Raw genomic sequence first — 15658 nt, 5'->3', positions numbered from 1 at the left:
TCGGTGCAGGTCGCCCTGTGCGACGCCTCACAGGGCTACCCTGCGGTAACCGTGGGTATCGTGGCCAGTTAACAACCGCTTACACCCGCTGTGGAGGCCGCTGTGTCCGGTTCCGTCATCGTCGCCGGGGCCCGTACCCCGATGGGGCGACTGCTCGGATCGTTGAAGGACTTCTCCGGCGCCCAGCTCGGTGGCGTCGCGATCAAGGCGGCCCTGGAACGGGCCGGAGTCGCGCCCGAGCAGGTGCAGTACGTGATCATGGGGCAGGTGCTGACCGGTGGCGCGGGGCAGATCCCGGCCCGCCAGGCCGCGGTGAACGCGGGCATCCCCATGACCGTGCCCGCGCTGACGATCAACAAGGTGTGCCTGTCCGGCATCGACGCGATCGCGCTGGCCGACCAACTGATCCGCGCCGGCGAGTTCGACGTCGTGGTGGCGGGCGGTCAGGAGTCGATGACCCAGGCGCCGCACCTGCTGCCCAAGTCGCGCGGCGGGTTCAAGTACGGCGACGTCACGATGATCGACCACATGGCGCACGACGGCCTGTTCTGCGCGTTCGACCAGGTCGCGATGGGCGCCTCCACGGAGAAGTTCAACGCCCGCTACGGCCTGACCCGCGAGGAGCAGGACGCGTTCTCGGCCCGGTCGCACCAGCTGGCCGCCAAGGCCGCGGCGAACGGCGTCTTCGCCGAGGAGATCGCGCCCGTCTCCATCCCGCAGCGCAAGGGCGACCCGGTGCTGGTCGCCACCGACGAGGGCGTGCGCGCCGACACCACCGCGGAGACGCTGGCCAAGCTGCGCCCGGCGTTCGCCTCCGACGGCACGATCACCGCGGGCTCGGCGTCGCAGATCTCCGACGGCGCGGCGGCCGTCGTCGTGATGAGCAAGGCCAAGGCCGAGGAGCTGGGGCTGACCTGGCTGGCCGAGATCGGCGCGCACGGCGTCGTGGCGGGCCCGGACGCCAGCCTGCACGAGCAGCCCGCGAACGCGATCAAGGCCGCGTGCGCGAAGGAGGGCATCGACCCGGCCGACCTGGACCTGGTCGAGATCAACGAGGCGTTCGCCGCGGTCGGCCTGGTCTCCACCCGCGAGCTGGGCGTGCCCGAGGACAAGGTCAACGTCAACGGCGGCGCGATCGCGCTCGGCCACCCGATCGGCATGTCGGGCGCCCGCATCGCGCTGCACCTCGCGCTGGAGCTGAAGCGGCGCGGCGGCGGGGTCGGCGCGGCGGCCCTGTGCGGCGGCGGCGGGCAGGGCGACGCCCTGATCGTCCGCGTGCCCAAGGGCCCCGCTGCCTAGGATCTGCAGGAGTGGCCCGAACCGTTGACGTAGCCGAGCTGGTCGACCGCGCGCGCGAAGGGCAGCCGCGCGCGGTCGCCAGGCTGATCTCGCTCGTCGAGGACGGCGGCCCGCAGCTGCGCGAGGTGGCGGGCGCACTGGCGCCGTTCTGCGGCAACGCGCAGGTCATCGGGTTGACGGGCGCGCCGGGCGTCGGCAAGTCCACGTCGACGTCCGCGCTGGTCGCGGCCTACCGCAGGCGTGGCAAGCGGGTCGGGGTGCTGGCCGTGGACCCGTCGTCGCCGTTCTCCGGCGGCGCGCTGCTCGGCGACCGGGTGCGGATGGGCGAGCACGCCACCGACCCCTGCGTGTTCATCCGGTCCATGGCCACCCGCGGCCACCTGGGCGGGCTGTCCTGGGCCACGCCGCAGGCGTTGCGCGTGCTCGACGCGGCGGGCTGCGACGTGGTGCTGGTCGAGACGGTCGGCGTCGGCCAGTCCGAGGTCGAGGTGGTGTCGCTGGCCGACACCACGGTGGTGCTGCTCGCGCCCGGCATGGGTGACGGCGTGCAGGCCGCGAAGGCGGGCATCCTGGAGATCGCCGACGTGTTCGTGGTCAACAAGGCCGACCGCGACGGCGCCGACCAGACCGCGCGCGACCTCAAGCACATGATCTCGCTGGGCCGCCGGGAGCGGGAAGGCGGGCTGTGGCGGCCTCCCGTGGTGAAGACGGTCGCCTCCCGCGCCGAAGGGCTGGACGAGGTCGTGGACGCGGTCGAGGCGCACCACGCCTGGCTCGTCGAACGCGGTGAGCTGGCACGACGCCGCGCGAACAGGGCCGCGGGCGAGATCGAGGCCATCGCGCTGGAGCGGCTGCGTTCCCGGATCGGCGGATTGCGCGGCGCGTCCGCCCTCGAAACCCTGGCCAAACGGGTCGTGGCGGGTGAGCTGGACCCCTACGCTGCGGCTGACCGACTGGTCGAGGGGGTGGGGGCATGACGACGCCGGTGGTGGTGGACATCGGCACGCGGGACACCCGTCGGGTGATCATCGGCGGGGTGGTCGCCGGTGGGCTCGGGGTGCTTGCACTCGTCGGCGCGGTGAGCGCCTACGCCGACGGCGAGGGCGTCGGCGGGACGATCGCGCTGGTCATCGGGCTCGCGTTCACGGGCATCGCGCTGGGCGCGGTGCTCAACTGGAAGAAGATCTCCCGGCCGCGCAAGCTCGTCTTCGAGGCCCCGGGCGTGCGGTGGGACGACCCGCAAGGCGCGCCGTGGGCCGTGGCGTGGCACGAGCTGGGCGCGGTGCGGATCTCGCGGACGCGGGAACGGGTCGTTAACCCGGCCGACGCCGTGCTGCGCAAGACCATGGTCAGGCTGGACCTGCTGCCCGCCGACCACCAGGCTTTCCGGGACCGGCACGCCGACATGGCGCACCTGGCCCGCGAGGACGGCGCCTACCGGCTGCCGCTGGGCGACGCGGCCGCGTTGGTCCCGGTGGTCGAGCGCGCCGTGCTCGGGTTCGCACCGCACCTGTACCGAGGGGTGCAGGACGAGGGTTTCACTGTGGGGTTGTCGTGAGAGAGATCGAGATTCCCTTCGGCAACCAGGCCGAACGACGTGCCGGGCTGGCGGTCCAGCTCGGCTTCACGCTGTTCGGCGTGCTGCTGATGTTCCTGTCGTACTCCGACGGCCACCTGGCCGCGATGTTCGTCGGGCCGGTGGTCGTGCTCGGCGGCCTGATCGGCGGCGGCGTCTGGCGGGGGAAGGCCCGGCTGCGCCGGCTGGTCGTCGAGCCGCAGGGCCTGCGCTGGGTGGAGAAGGGCAAGACGTGGGCCGTGCCCTGGTACGAGCTGGCCGGGGTGTCGCTGTCCTACGACGCCAAGCCCAAGCCCGCGCTGTGGCTGCACCTCGCGCCGAACGACCCGAGGGCCTTCGCCGCCACGTACCGCAGCGTGCCGACGACCCCGTTCGGCCACTGGGTCCAGCTGCCCGACGACACCGGCAACGACCTGCTCGACCTGGCGCTCAAGCGGCACGCGCCCCAGCTGTACCGGGGGTACGTGACCCACTTCAGCGTCGGTCGGGGCGCTGTGGTGTGACCGAACGGGCGGTCGCCGCCAGGTGCGCCTCGTGCTGGGACACCGCCTTGCGCCACAGCGGTTCGCGGTCGGCCTCGGCGAGGACCAGGCCGTAGACGTCGGCCAGGGCGGTGAACCAGTCGGCCCGGTCCTCCAGCACGGTCTTGGTGGTCGTCTCCTCGATCCGGGACAGGGTCAACGCGCGCAGCACGTCCCAGCCCTCGGCGTCGGTCCGCAGCACGCCGAACGTGCGCACGAACCCCGACTCCGGCGACGTGGACAGGTGCACGTGCCGGTCGGTGAAGTGGTCGAGGCCGACCGCGTCCGGCGCGAAGTGCATGGCGTGGAAGCTCCCGCGCACGTCGTGCCCGAACCGCCACGCGCCCGGCGCCGCCGTCGACGGCCCCAGCTCGAACGCGAACGGGCCCTGGCGGTGGACGCCCGCCCGCAGCGGCAGCGGCGAGTGCAGCCCGTCGCCCAGCCCGGCGTCCACCAGCCAGACGTCGTCCGAGTCCGGCAGGTCGCGGACGGTGAGCGCGAGGTGGCTGCGGCAGATCACCGGCTCGTCGTCCGCCGTCATCTGCACGCCGCCGGGATGCCGGGTCACGTGGTAGCCGAGCGCGCTCAGCAGCTCGGCGAACGCGCCGTTGAGCTGGAAGCAGTACCCGCCGCGGCCCGCCAGCACGCGGGCCGCCGAGTCGAGCGGGTCCAGCGAGGTCACGCGACCGAGCTGGATCTCCACCGTCTCGTACGGCACCCGTTCGGCGAACGCCCGGTGCAGCCGGGTCAACGCCGCCACGCCCGGGGGCTCGGCCTCGCGCAGACCGAGGCGGCGCAGCAGCGCGGTTAGGTCGAGTGATGGCATCTGGAAATCCCCCATCCGGGTGGGATGCGTGGAAGCCGGGACTTCCGACTCTAGGCAACGACGATCACAGCGCCGAACGTTTATCCCAGCGACTGGGGCGTGACGAAGAGGTGCGATGTACGACTCCGCTGGACTTCAGGTCCTGTCCCGCGAGGAATGCCTGGAGCTGCTCGGCACGGCCGCCATCGGCCGCCTCGTCTACACCCACATGGCCTTGCCGGTGGTGCACCCCGTCGTGTTCGTGCTCGACGGGGAGTGCGTCGTGCTGCGCGTGCCGGACGGCAGCGCCACCCTCGTCGCCCGGGACACCATCGTCGCGTTCCAGATCGACGACGTCGCGCCCGACCTGTCGCACGGCTGGTCGGTGATGGCGGTCGGGCACGTCACCGAGGTCGAGGAGCAGGTGCGGCTGGCCCGGCTGCGGCAGCTGCCGCTGGCCTCGCGCGGGGTCGGCGGCGGCGACCACTACCTGGTCGTCGACCTGGAGGTGCTGTCGGGCCGTCGCATCCCGTAGCCGGAGGCGTTAACCTCGAAACCTCCGACCCGGAGGGTGGTCTCGGGTGGCCGGATCCCCGGACGCGAACGCCGCGACGCGGCTGGACGGCCTGCTGCGCGAGCTGACCGACCGCACCACCGAGGTGGTCGTCTCGCAGGAGCGGCTGCACCGGCTGCTGGCCGCGGTCGTCTCGCTGGCCAGCGACCTGTCGCTGCCGGACGTGCTGCGCCGCGTCGTGGAGTCCTCGTGCGACCTGGTCGGCGCCCGGTACGGCGCGCTGGCCGTGATCGGGCCGAACCGGCAGCTGCTGGAGTTCACCTACGACGACGGCCACCACAACACCGACTACGAGAAGACCGGGTCCGAGGCGACGACGTTCGACCCGTCCGGTCCCGGCTTCCTCGGCGTGCCGGTGCACGTGCGCGGCTCGGTGTTCGGCAACCTCTACCTCAGCGACAAGGCCGACGGCGCCGACTTCACCCGCGCCGACCGCGAGCTCGTGGTGGCGGTGGCCGCGGCGGCGGGCATCGCGATCGAGAACGCCCGGCTCTACGCGCAGTCGCAGCAGCGGGAGGTGTGGCTGCGCGCGTCGAACGAGGTGACGAACGCGCTGCTCACCGGCACACCGGACCGGGACGCGCTGCGCCTGGTCGCGGTGCGCGCCCGGCTGGCCGCCGACGGCGTGAACGCGCTGCTGGCGCTGCCCGACGTGCAGGGTGAGCTGGCCGCTCGGGTGGTGGACGGCGAGATGCGGGGGTTCAGCGCGATCGGCGAGGGCGGCCCGGCCCACGAGGTGTTCGAGACCGGCAAGGCCAAGGTGCTCGACGGGCTGCCCGGCCAGCGCCGGATCGGGCCGGTGGTGTTCGTGCCGCTGGCCGCCGGGCAACGGGTGCTCGGCGTGCTGATGGTGGCGCGTGCGCGCGAGCAGCGGGCGTTCGACGCCTCCGACGTGGCGCTGGTCGAGTCGTTCGCCCGGCAGGCCGCGCTGATCCTGGAGTTCACCAGGGCCACCGGCGCGGGACGGCGGCTGGCCGTGCTGGAGGACCGCGACCGGATCGCCCGCGACCTGCACGACCTGGTCGTGCAGCGGCTGTTCGGGCTCGGCCTGGGCTTGCAGAGCATGAACGGGCTGGTGGAGCAGCCGATGGTGGCCCAGCGGCTGGCGGACTTCGTCAGCGAGGTCGACCAGACCATCCGGGAGATCCGGCGCACCATCTTCTCGCTCCAGGAGCCGCCCGCCGGCGCGGCCGACCTGCGCGCCCAGCTGATGAAGGTGGTGCAGGAGTCGGCCCGGCTGCTCGGCTTCGAGCCGTCGCTGGCGATGGACGGCCCGATCGACTCGGTGGTGCCCGACCACGTGCGGCCGGACCTGCTGGCCACGTTGCGCGAGGCGCTGGCCAACGCGGCGCGGCACGCGTCGGCGAAGAACGTCGAGGTCGAGGTGGTGGTCGACCGGGCGGCGACGAACCTGCGGCTGGTCGTGCGCGACGACGGCGAAGGCCTGCCGCGCGGCCGGGGCGGGCACACCGGCGGCCTGGTGAACATGGCGGCGCGCGCCGCGAGGTGGGACGGTTCGTGCGAGGTCGAGTCGGCCGAGGGCCGGGGTGTAACGCTGACGTGGTCCGTCCCGTTGGTATCGGTGTAGGGAGGGTCCATGTCCATCTCGGTGCTTCTGGTGGACGACCACGAGATCGTCCGGCGCGGACTGCAGCAGCTGCTCGCGGTCGAGTCGGACATCGAGGTGGTCGGTGAGGCGGAGAGCGCCGCCGCGGCCGTGTCCGCCGCCGCGTTCCACCGCCCCGACGTGGCCGTGATCGACGTGCGGCTGCCCGACGGCGACGGCGTGACCGTGTGCCGGGAGATCCGCTCGACGGTCCAGCCGCCGCCCGCGTGCCTGATGCTGACCTCGTACTCCGACGACGAGGCGCTGTTCGGCGCGATCATGGCGGGCGCGGCCGGGTACATGCTCAAGCAGGTCTCCGGCAACGACCTGGTGTCCGCGATCCGCACGCTGGCCGGTGGCGGCTCGCTGCTGCACTCGGGCGTGACCGCGACCGTGCTGCAACGGCTGCGCGGCGGACCGGTCGAGGACCCGCGCTACGCGGCGTTGAGCCCGCAGGAGCGGCGGATCCTCGACCTGATCGCCGAGGGCCTGACCAACCGGCAGATCGCGAACCGGCTGTTCCTGGCCGAGAAGACGGTCAAGAACTACGTCTCCTCGCTGTTGCACAAGCTCGGCTTCGACCGCCGGACCGAGGCCGGTGTCTACGCCGCGCGCCGGCGGCAGGCCGGCGGGATCTAGCCCCTACAGCGGCCAGCCGACCAGCGGGCGCGTGCTCGCGGCGGCGGGCGCGGTCGGGTCGGGCAGGGGCGTTCCCGGGCAGGTCAGGTCGGCCGCCGGCACCCTGCCGTCCACGATGAACGCCTCCACGACCTCGTCCACGCACGGGTTGCCGAAGGCGTAGACGCCGTGGTCGCCCTCGTCGGTCACGGTGAGCATCCGTGAGCCCTCGAAGCCGCGATGCGCGCGTTGGGCGCCTTCCACCGGCGTGGCCGGGTCGCGCACCGACTGCACCATGAGCACCGGCGGCACGCCCTTGCCGGTCGGCTTCTTCAGCTCCAGCGGCGGACGGTCCCAGAACGCGCACGGCGCGAGCCGCTGGTAGAAGCCGTTGAGCGGGTACCGCTCGCCCAGCCGTTCGGCTTCCCGCGCCAACGTGGTCCGGTTGTGCCGGAACTTCGTGTCGTTGCACGTGACGGAGTACAGCGTGGCGCTGGGCGCGTCCGGGTACCGGGCCACGAGCGCCGTCGTGCCGGTCCGCGTCGCCTGCCCGAACGTCACCAGGGCCTGCGCCGCGTCCGCGAACAGCAGCTTGCTGTACTGCGCCCGGGTCAGCACCAGGTCGAGCGCGAAGCCGTCGACCACGGTCCCGTCCGGCAGCGCGAGCGGGTCGGCGGCGAGCTTCGCGCGGGTCGCCTCGTAGGTACGGCGCACCTGCTCGGCGGTCGTGCCCAGGTGGTAGGCGCTGTCGTAGCGGGCCACCCAGGGCAGGAAGTCGGTCCGGAACCGGCGTTCGACGGCGTGGCCGAAGTTGTCGAAGATGTCCTGGAACGTCGAGGTGAAGTCCGGGTTGGAGTCGAGCACGACCTTGTCGACCCGGTCGGGGAAGTAGGTGGCGTAGTGCGCGCCCAGCCAGCTGCCGCCCGAGTAGCCGACCCAGTTGACCTTCTCCCGGCCCAGCAGGCGGCGCAGCAGGTCGAGGTCGTGGACGGTCTGCTCGGTGTTGACCACCTTGCCGAACTCGCCGGACCGGGTCTGGCACGCGGTGGCCTGCAGCTGCGCGGCGTCGTAGAGCAGGTCGGTGTTGGCGCGGCTCCGGTCGCGCGGGTCGGCGACCCCGACCCAGCTGTACCCGCCGCAGGTGACGTTCGTGCTCGCGCCCGTGCCGCGCGGGTCGATGCCGATCACGTCGAGGTCGGCCACCAGCTTGGCGCGCTGCACGTAGAGCAGGGGCAGGCCGCGTCCGGGGCCGCCCGGACCACCCGGGTTGGTCAGCACGACGCCCTTCGCCTGGCCGGAGCGCGCCTTGAGCCGGCTCACCGCGATGGTGATCGTGCGGCCGTCGTCCGGCGTGCGCCAGTCGAACGGCGCCCGGAACGTGCCGCACTCCAGCCCGTCGAGCTCGGCGCACGGCGACCAGGTGATGGTCTGGTCCGGTCCCGGCTCCGCCTGCGCGTACGTCGGCAGGGCCGCCCCGATCAGCGCCGCGGTCACGGCGATGGCGGTTCTCGCTCGCATGGATGTCCCCCTCCGTCGAGGGCTCCACCCCATCGCGCACGTAGGCTGGGGGACAACCGCAGAAAGGCCCTGTTCGGCTCTACGAAAGACTTAGGCCACTCGGGCTCGGAGGAAAGTAAGGTCGCTGGAGTGGGGATTTTCCGGAGGAAGCGGCCTGCCGCGATCGCCCGTGAAGTGGTGCGGGACCACACCTACGACGACGCGATCCTGGACATCGCGGCGGAGGAGATGGACGCGGGCCACCTGAGGGCGGCGACCACGGTGCTCGCGGAGTGCCGGGACGACCCCGAGGTGAGGGCGCTGCGGGTCGAGGTGCTCGGCGAGCACGCCATCGGCCACGCCGACGAGCTGCTGGAGCTGGCGAAGAACAACACCGACCCGGACCTGTGGCTGCTGGCCGGCACGGCGTTCATCCGGGAGGCGTGGGCGATCCGCGGCTCGGGGCGGGCCGACAGCGTCGGCAAGGACCGGTTCAAGGTCTTCTTCGGGACCCTCCGCAAGGCCGTCGGCCCGCTGCACGAGGCCGCGAAGCTCCTGCCGCGCGACGCCGTGCCGTGGGCGCAGCTGCAGACCGCGGGCCTCGGGTTGCAGGTCGACCGGGACCAGAAGGACGAGGTGTGGCGGGAGATCGTGGCGCGGTGCGCGTCGCTGTACCCGGCGCACTGGACGCGGTTGCAGATCCTGGCGTCGAAGTGGGGCGGGTCGGCGGAGGAGATGATGGCGTTCGCGCAGGGCAGCGTCGACGCCGCGCCGCCCGGCGACCCGGTGGTGGCCATGCTGCCGCTGGCGCACTTCGAGATCTTCCTGGAGCAGTTCGAGGACGCCGTGCAGGCGCGGTCGGCGTTGAAGATCGCGACGCTGAAGATGCGCTACTTCACCCGGCACCGCGACGAGATCGCCACGGCGGCCGACAAGTGGGACTCGACCCCGACCAAGCCCCACCCGCGCGCGTTGCAGGCCCACAACCTGTTCGCGGCGGCGTTCGCCCTGGCCGACGACGCGCCCCGGGCGAAGCGCCACCTGCTCGGCATGCGCGACCACGTGCACGACGTGCCCTGGGCGTACGTCGCCTACCTGGCCGACGACCTGGAGAAGGAGTACTCGGAGCTGGCCAACAAGTACCTGTGAGCAGCTCACTTGCCCTTCTTCCGGGCCACTTTCGGCGGGGGTCCACCCACCCGAGCCTGCTCAACGCAGTCCGCCGGCGGGCGGTCTCCACGCGCCCGTGTGGAACTCGACCGGAGACCGGTCGTCCGGGCGGCTGCGGTGGCATTACTTCGGTCCGACGCCCTTGAGGTAGCGCAGGACCGCGGTGACGCGCCGGTCGGCCCGGTCATCAGGTGCGAGGTCGAGCTTCGCGAAGATGCTGCGGATGTGCTTGTGCACCCCACCTTCGGTGATGACGAGCCGCTCGGCGATTGCGGCGTTGCCCAATCCCTCGGCCATGAGCGCGAGCACGTCCCGCTCCCGGGGGCTCAACCGTCCCAGCGCGCTGGTGTGCGGGTTGCGTGCCAGCAGTTGCCCCACCACCTCGGGGTCCACCGCAGTGCCACCGCCCGCCACCCGGTGCAGCGCGCTCAGGAACTCCTCGACCCGTCCCACCCGCTCCTTCAGCAGGTAACCGAGCCGGTCGGCACCGGCGGCGAGCAACTCCGTGGCGAACGCCTGCTCCACGTACGCCGAGAGCACGAGCACCGCGAGGCCGGGCCGGAGGCGCCGCGCCTCGACGGCGGCCACGATCCCCTCGTCGGTGTGGGTGGGCGGCATCCGCACGTCGACGATGGCCACGTCCGGCTCGTGCTCGACCACCGCGGCCAGGAACGATCCCGGCGTGTCGGTGGTGGCCACCACGTCGAGCGACTCGGCGCGCAGCAGCAGCGCCAACCCCTCGCGCAGCAGCGGGTCGTCCTCCGCGATCACGATCCGCACGGCAGCTCCACCTCCAGCTTCGTAGGCCCGCCGGGCGGGCTGTCCAGGGTGAGCCGCCCGTCGTACGCCTCGACCCGCCGGCGGATGCCGGACAGGCCCGACCCGACGCGCTCGTCCGCACCGCCCCGGCCGTCGTCGCAGATCCGCAGCAGCAGCCGATCACCCTCGCGGCGCACCGCCAGCACGGCGCTCTCAGCGCCGCTGTGCTTGGCCACGTTGGAAAGGGCTTCGGCCACCACGAAGTAAGCGGTGGCCTCGACCGAGGCCGCGCACCGGCCCGGCACGTCCACCACCACGTCACACGGCACGCCGCAGCTCACCGCGAGACCGGCCAGCGCATCGGCGAGCCCGCGGTCGGCCAACACCGGGGGCAGGATGCCGCGGACCACCGCGCGCAGCTCGGCGAGCGCCTGTTCGGCGGCGTCCTGCGCCCGGCCCAGCACGGCACCGGCCGCGGCCGGGTCCCGGTCCACGGCCCGCCTCGCGGCGCCGAGCAGCACGGTCACCGCGACCAGCCGGTTCTGCGTGCCGTCGTGCAGCGACCGCTCGATGCGGCGCAGCTCGACGGCGTGCGCGTCGAGAGCGGCGGCTCGGGTGGCGGTCAGCTCGGCGACCCGCAGCGACAGGTCCGCGCCTGCCGGCGGCGCCAACAGGTGCCGGCCCGGCCACTCCTGCGCCCGGACGAGCGCCGGCCCGAGCCCGACGATGAAGGCTGCGCAGAACACGCCGGTCAGCGCCACGGCCAGCGCGCCGCCGAGGTCGGTGACGGCCCAGAAGATGAGGCTGGGGGTGTTGTCCTCGGGCGGCAGCAGGTGGTACCAGAACGGGTACGTCGCGTTCTGCAGCGCCGTGGCCGGCATCGCGAGACCGAGGAACCCGGCCGCCAGGCCGATGGTGGCGTGCAGCGGCAGCCAGGCCAGCTCACGGCGCACGGTCACGTCCCGCAGCGCGTCGCGCACCCCACGCGGCACCGGGCCGGGGACGAGGACGTCGAGCCGGGCTCGTTCCCGGTTCGCGGCCGCTCGCAGCACACGCAGGGCAGCGGGCAGCAGGAGAACGCCCACACCGACGCAGCACAACACCGCGACCACGCCGAGCCAGACCAGGGCGGCCAACGCGAGCAGCGCCGTGCCGAAGCCGCCGACCAAGCGCGCGACAGCGTCGAACGACGCCCGCAGGCGCTTCCACACCTGTGCCATGCCACCCCCGGCCGAACCTTAACCGATCAACACAACCCTGTGGAGCACGCGAATCGACCTGCCGTCCTGGCTTGTCCATCCGAACGACGGCCTCGGGGCGCCACCACCACCTCGGTTGTCCAGCAGGCTGGATTGTCCACGTGGGCGCAGGTGAGCAGCCTGGATCCAACCGGTCGTCGCAGGACCGACGTCTTCCGAGCCCAGGAGTTGTCTGCCTTGTTCGTGTTCTCCTTCCACAAAGATCGCCCCTCCTCCTCGCGATATCGCCGTGCGGCCGCCATGACGGCGGCGGTAGCGGTCACCGCGGGTGCTCTCGCGTTCGCCGGCCCGATCCCGGCGGCCCACACCGAACCCCACACCGAACCCCGCGACGCCATCCAGCAGGGCATGGACAAGCTCGTCGGTGTCGACCGGCACCCCGCAGCGCTGGCCTCCGTCCGGGACCGGCACGGTCGGACCCGCCACTACACCGCCGGGGTCGGCGACCTGCGGACCGGTGGAAAGGTGCCGACGAACGGCAGGGTGCGGATCGGCAGCGCGAGCAAGATGTTCGCCTCCGTCGTGGTGCTGCAGCTCGTCGGGGAGGGCAGGGTGGAGCTCGACGCGTCGATCGAGACGTACCTGCCCGGCCTGGTGCGGGGCAAGGGCATCGACGCCGACCAGATCACGGTCCGCCGACTGCTCCAGCACGACAGCGGCCTGCCCGACTACACCGACTCCATGTTCAAGACCAAGGCCGACTTCCTCCCCTACCAGCACGTCTACCTCGAACCTCGCCAACTCCTCGACCTGGCGAACGCCAGGGAGGACGGGCGTCCCGCCGGCGGTGGTTGGTCCTACAGCAACACGAACTACCTCCTGGCCGGCCTGATCGCCCAGCGGGTCACCGGCCGCCCGTTCGACGAGCTGGTCACCACCCGGGTCATCCAGCGGATCGGCCTGCGCGACACGTACGCGCCCGAAGTCGGCGAGGAGGACATCCGCGGCCGGCACCCCAGGGGTTACCAGCGTGATCCGGCGACCGACGAGCTGGTCGACTTCACGCGGATGGACCCGAGCTGGGGCTGGGCGGCCGGCCACCTGGTCTCCACCCCGGGCGACCTCAACACCTTCCTGCGCGCGCTGCTGGACGGGAAGCTGCTCGAACCGGCCCAGCTGGCGCAGCTGCGCACCACCATCCCGACGGATCCGGAGTCAGGCCGGGGATACGGGCTCGGCGTGTTCAGCACGCCGTTGAGCTGCGGAGGGGTCGCATGGGGCCATGGCGGTGACATCCCGGGCTACTCGACCGTCAACGCGGCCACCGACGACGGTCGCGCGGCGACCGTCGTGGTCACCTCGCTCACCGGGTCGGTGAAGGACGAGTCCGTCGCCGCGGACCGGGGCGCACTCGTCGACGCCGCACTGTGCGCGAACTGACGCCCAGCCGTTCCCCCGACCTCCGCCGGGCATCGACGGGGTAGTGCCAGCTGTACCGGAAGTGTGCAGCACAGGGGATCGTGAGGCGCCGAGGCCGTCACGACACTGGGCGAGTCAATGCAGAACATCCAGTGGGGAGTGTCCCTTGTCGAAGGATTTCAGCCGTCCGACCGAGAACCGCCCGGGCCGCGGCCGGCGTCGTGTGGTCGCCGCGGCGGTGGCGGCGGTGGCGGTCGCCGGGCTCGCGGTGACGAACGTGGCGTCGGCGGGCGCGTTGGACGGCAGGTCGAAGCCGGGGCACGACAAGGCGTTGCAGGCGGGCATGGAAGCGCTGGTCGCCGACGGGTCCCTGCCCGGGATGCTCATGTCGGTGCGGGACCGGAACGGGCGGGTGACGAACTACACCGCCGGGGTGGGTGACATCCGAACGAAGTCGAAGGTGCCGACGGACGGTTACGTCCGGATCGCCAGCATCACGAAGATGTTCACCGCTGTGGCGACCCTGCAGTTGGCAGACGAGGGCAAGCTCGCGCTGGACGACACGGTGGAGAAGTTCCTGCCGGGCGTGGTGCGGGGCACCGGCGACGGTGCGGCGATCGACGGTCGGACGATCACGATCAGGCAACTGCTGAACCACACCAGCGGGATGCCCACCGGGATCCCCTTCATGGCCGACGGGATCCTGCCGGTCAAGGACCGCTACTTCGAGACCCGGGAGATGCTGGACGCGGCGCTGACCCAAGCACCGACGTTCGCGCCGGGGCAGGACAGGGTGTGGGCGTACAGCAATGTCGGCTACATGCTGCTGGGCCTGGTGGCTCAGAAAGCGGCGGGACGCCCCTTCGCCGAGGTGGTCACGAACAAGATCATCGATCGGATCGGGCTGAAGGAGACGTACTACCCGGGTCCGGGCGACCGCGACATCCGTGCCCCGCACCCCCGGGGTTACCTGTTCGCCGAGGACGACAAGGGCGAGCCGATCGCCGGCGAGCTGATCGACATCACCCGGTTCGACCCGTCGATCGCCGGTGCCGCGGGGCAGATGATCGCCACCCCGAGTGACCTGAACAAGTTCCTGGTGGCCCTGCAGGACGGTCGACTGCTCACGCCCGGCCGGCTGGCGGAGATGCGTCAGGCGGTGGAAGCGCCCGGCCTCTTCGAGGGCTGGCGCTACGGTCTGGGCGTCATCGAGATGAAGCTCAGCTGCGGGATCACCGCGTACGGCCACGGCGGCGACGCCGACGGCTTCCAGACCCGCGCCGCCATCACGCCCGACGGCCGGGCGGTCGCCGTCGCCGGGACGAACGACGAAGTCAAGCAGTACGAAGTCATCGCCCTCTTCGACAAGGCCCTGTGCGCCACGAAGTAGAGCCCTGCGCACTTGCCCCGATCACTGGCCGGTGCGGTGGATGTACCACCGCACCGGCCAGTGGGGCGGAGGACACGAGAACCCCGCGTTCGACTGGCCGCGCCGTGACGACACCCGAGGCGCCACTCCCACCTCGAACAAGATCCGTCCATCCTCGCGCGACCCCGAGCACCTGTGACGCGGGGTGACCGGGTGCCGCGCCCGGTCACCGGCGAGGCGTCAGCAGCGCTGCTTGTAGAAGTACTGCGAGTTGGCTTCCATGTCCGCCTTGGTCAACGCGACCAGGTCCGTCTCGATGTCGCGCTGCACCGGCCGGCCCTCCAGCGCCGCCACGGCCTGCTCGACGCCGGTCCGGCCGATGGTCGCCGGGTCCTGGGCGATCAGGGCCTGCACCGCGCCTCCCCGCAGGTCCTCCACCTGCTTGGGCGAGGCGTCGAACCCGACCAGGTTCACCGCGCCGGTCCTGCCCGCGTTGCGCAACCCGGTCGCCGCGCCCTCGCCCGTGTTCAGGTTCGTCGCGAACACCCCGATCAGGTCCGGGTTGGCCGACAGGGTGGCGGTCACCTTCGACGCCGCCTGGTCCGGCTCGTTGTCGGTGTACTGCTGACCCACGTACTCCAGGTTCGGGTACTTCTTGATCTCCTCCTCGAACCCGGCGGCCCGCGCGTCCGTGGTCGACGTGCCCGCCTTGGTGTTGAGCACCAGCACCGAGCCGGGCTTGCCGCCGACCAGCCCGGCCAACGTCCGCGCGGCCAGCCGCCCGCCCTGCTCGTTGTCCGACGAGATCGTGGAGTAGGCGATCGACGTGTCCTCCAGCTTGGTGTCGACCTCCACGACCTTGATGCCGGCGTCCTTGAGTTGCCGCATCGGCCCGGCCATGGCCTTGTCGTCGGTCGGCGCGATGAGCACCGCGCCCGGCTTGTTCGCCAGCACGCCGGTCACGATCGGGGTCTGCTGGGTGGCGTCGAACTTCGCCGGCGCCTGCACGTCGACCGCGTAGCCCGCCGCCGAGGCGGCCTCCCGGAAACCGCACTCCATCGAGATGTAGAACGGCTCCGCGGCCACGCCGGGGATCAGCACCATCTTCTTCGCGTCACCCGTGCCGCCGGTGTCGCCGATCTGCCCACCACCACCGCAAGCGGTGAGCAACAAAGCTGCGCATAGCATTGAGACGAGAGCAACCGTCTGTCGTCTGATTCTCGGCTCCGCCGATGGTGATGACATG

Annotated in this window: 15 protein-coding genes; 10 read left to right on the top strand and 5 right to left on the bottom strand. The window is 72.0% G+C overall.

The window, feature by feature from the left end; genetic code table 11:
* Positions 1 to 102: 102 nt before the first annotated feature.
* Genes ACZ7GX_RS10435 through ACZ7GX_RS10420 form a run of 4 tightly spaced genes read left to right on the top strand, consistent with a single transcriptional unit; the run spans position 103 to position 3378 of the window.
* Entirely contained in the window at positions 103 to 1299 is a 1197-nt protein-coding gene (locus tag ACZ7GX_RS10435) for an acetyl-CoA C-acetyltransferase (protein WP_498775027.1), read from the top strand.
* 11 nt (positions 1300 to 1310) lie between these two features.
* Positions 1311 to 2276, top strand: coding sequence for a methylmalonyl Co-A mutase-associated GTPase MeaB (gene meaB, locus ACZ7GX_RS10430; RefSeq protein ID WP_498775025.1), 966 nt, complete (start codon positions 1311 to 1313; stop codon positions 2274 to 2276).
* On the top strand, positions 2273 to 2857 hold the full coding sequence (locus ACZ7GX_RS10425) for a hypothetical protein (protein WP_498775023.1): 585 nt from the start codon (positions 2273 to 2275) through the stop codon (positions 2855 to 2857). Before meaB ends, ACZ7GX_RS10425 begins: the two co-directional genes overlap by 4 nt.
* On the top strand, positions 2854 to 3378 hold the full coding sequence (locus ACZ7GX_RS10420; protein WP_498775021.1) for a hypothetical protein: 525 nt from the start codon (positions 2854 to 2856) through the stop codon (positions 3376 to 3378). The genes ACZ7GX_RS10425 and ACZ7GX_RS10420 overlap by 4 nt, the downstream gene beginning before the upstream one ends.
* Here the strand turns inward: ACZ7GX_RS10420 and ACZ7GX_RS10415 are convergent.
* Positions 3350 to 4222, bottom strand: coding sequence for an arylamine N-acetyltransferase family protein (locus ACZ7GX_RS10415; protein WP_498775019.1), 873 nt, complete (start codon positions 4220 to 4222; stop codon positions 3350 to 3352). The two genes, ACZ7GX_RS10420 and ACZ7GX_RS10415, sit on opposite strands and share 29 nt — an antisense overlap.
* A 115-nt stretch (positions 4223 to 4337) precedes the next feature.
* On the opposite strand from ACZ7GX_RS10415, the gene ACZ7GX_RS10410 reads away from it, so the two are divergent.
* Genes ACZ7GX_RS10410 through ACZ7GX_RS10400 form a run of 3 tightly spaced genes read left to right on the top strand, consistent with a single transcriptional unit; the run spans position 4338 to position 7020 of the window.
* The gene (locus ACZ7GX_RS10410) at positions 4338 to 4736 is read left to right on the top strand and encodes a pyridoxamine 5'-phosphate oxidase family protein (protein ID WP_498775017.1); all 399 of its coding nucleotides are present in this window, start codon (positions 4338 to 4340) and stop codon (positions 4734 to 4736) included.
* A 46-nt stretch (positions 4737 to 4782) separates the two neighbouring features.
* Positions 4783 to 6363, top strand: coding sequence for a sensor histidine kinase (locus ACZ7GX_RS10405; RefSeq protein ID WP_498775015.1), 1581 nt, complete (start codon positions 4783 to 4785; stop codon positions 6361 to 6363).
* A 9-nt stretch (positions 6364 to 6372) separates the two neighbouring features.
* On the top strand, positions 6373 to 7020 hold the full coding sequence (locus ACZ7GX_RS10400; RefSeq protein WP_498775013.1) for a response regulator: 648 nt from the start codon (positions 6373 to 6375) through the stop codon (positions 7018 to 7020).
* A gap of 3 nt (positions 7021 to 7023) precedes the next feature.
* On the opposite strand, the gene ACZ7GX_RS10395 is transcribed toward ACZ7GX_RS10400, so the two are convergent.
* The gene (locus tag ACZ7GX_RS10395; RefSeq protein ID WP_498775011.1) at positions 7024 to 8517 is read right to left on the bottom strand and encodes an alpha/beta hydrolase; all 1494 of its coding nucleotides are present in this window, start codon (positions 8515 to 8517) and stop codon (positions 7024 to 7026) included.
* A 129-nt stretch (positions 8518 to 8646) separates the two neighbouring features.
* Between ACZ7GX_RS10395 and ACZ7GX_RS10390 the strand changes: the two genes are divergently transcribed.
* On the top strand, positions 8647 to 9645 hold the full coding sequence (locus ACZ7GX_RS10390; protein ID WP_498775009.1) for a hypothetical protein: 999 nt from the start codon (positions 8647 to 8649) through the stop codon (positions 9643 to 9645).
* A gap of 144 nt (positions 9646 to 9789) precedes the next feature.
* Here the strand turns inward: ACZ7GX_RS10390 and ACZ7GX_RS10385 are convergent, their stop codons facing one another.
* Positions 9790 to 10446: a response regulator gene (locus tag ACZ7GX_RS10385; protein WP_498775007.1), complete on the bottom strand. Its 657-nt coding sequence runs from the start codon at positions 10444 to 10446 to the stop codon at positions 9790 to 9792.
* Positions 10434 to 11645, bottom strand: coding sequence for a sensor histidine kinase (locus ACZ7GX_RS10380; RefSeq protein WP_498775005.1), 1212 nt, complete (start codon positions 11643 to 11645; stop codon positions 10434 to 10436). Before ACZ7GX_RS10380 ends, ACZ7GX_RS10385 begins: the two co-directional genes overlap by 13 nt.
* 279 nt (positions 11646 to 11924) lie before the next feature.
* Here ACZ7GX_RS10380 and ACZ7GX_RS10375 point away from each other — a divergent pair, with 279 nt between their 5' ends.
* Positions 11925 to 13064, top strand: a complete 1140-nt coding sequence (locus tag ACZ7GX_RS10375) for a serine hydrolase domain-containing protein (protein WP_498775003.1) — start codon at positions 11925 to 11927, stop codon at positions 13062 to 13064.
* Between the two features lie 145 nt (positions 13065 to 13209).
* Positions 13210 to 14433, top strand: a complete 1224-nt coding sequence (locus ACZ7GX_RS10370; protein WP_498775001.1) for a serine hydrolase domain-containing protein — start codon at positions 13210 to 13212, stop codon at positions 14431 to 14433.
* A gap of 219 nt (positions 14434 to 14652) precedes the next feature.
* On the opposite strand, the gene ACZ7GX_RS10365 is transcribed toward ACZ7GX_RS10370, so the two are convergent.
* Positions 14653 to 15600 carry an ABC transporter substrate-binding protein gene (locus ACZ7GX_RS10365; protein ID WP_498774999.1) on the bottom strand — a complete coding sequence of 316 codons (948 nt, stop codon included), beginning with the start codon at positions 15598 to 15600 and terminating at the stop codon, positions 14653 to 14655.
* Positions 15601 to 15658: the final 58 nt, after the last annotated feature.

The organism is Actinosynnema sp. NPDC037264 (assembly GCF_055603705.1).
The sequence above is the reverse complement of the archived record's forward strand: the minus strand, read 5'-3'. Positions and strand labels throughout refer to the sequence as shown.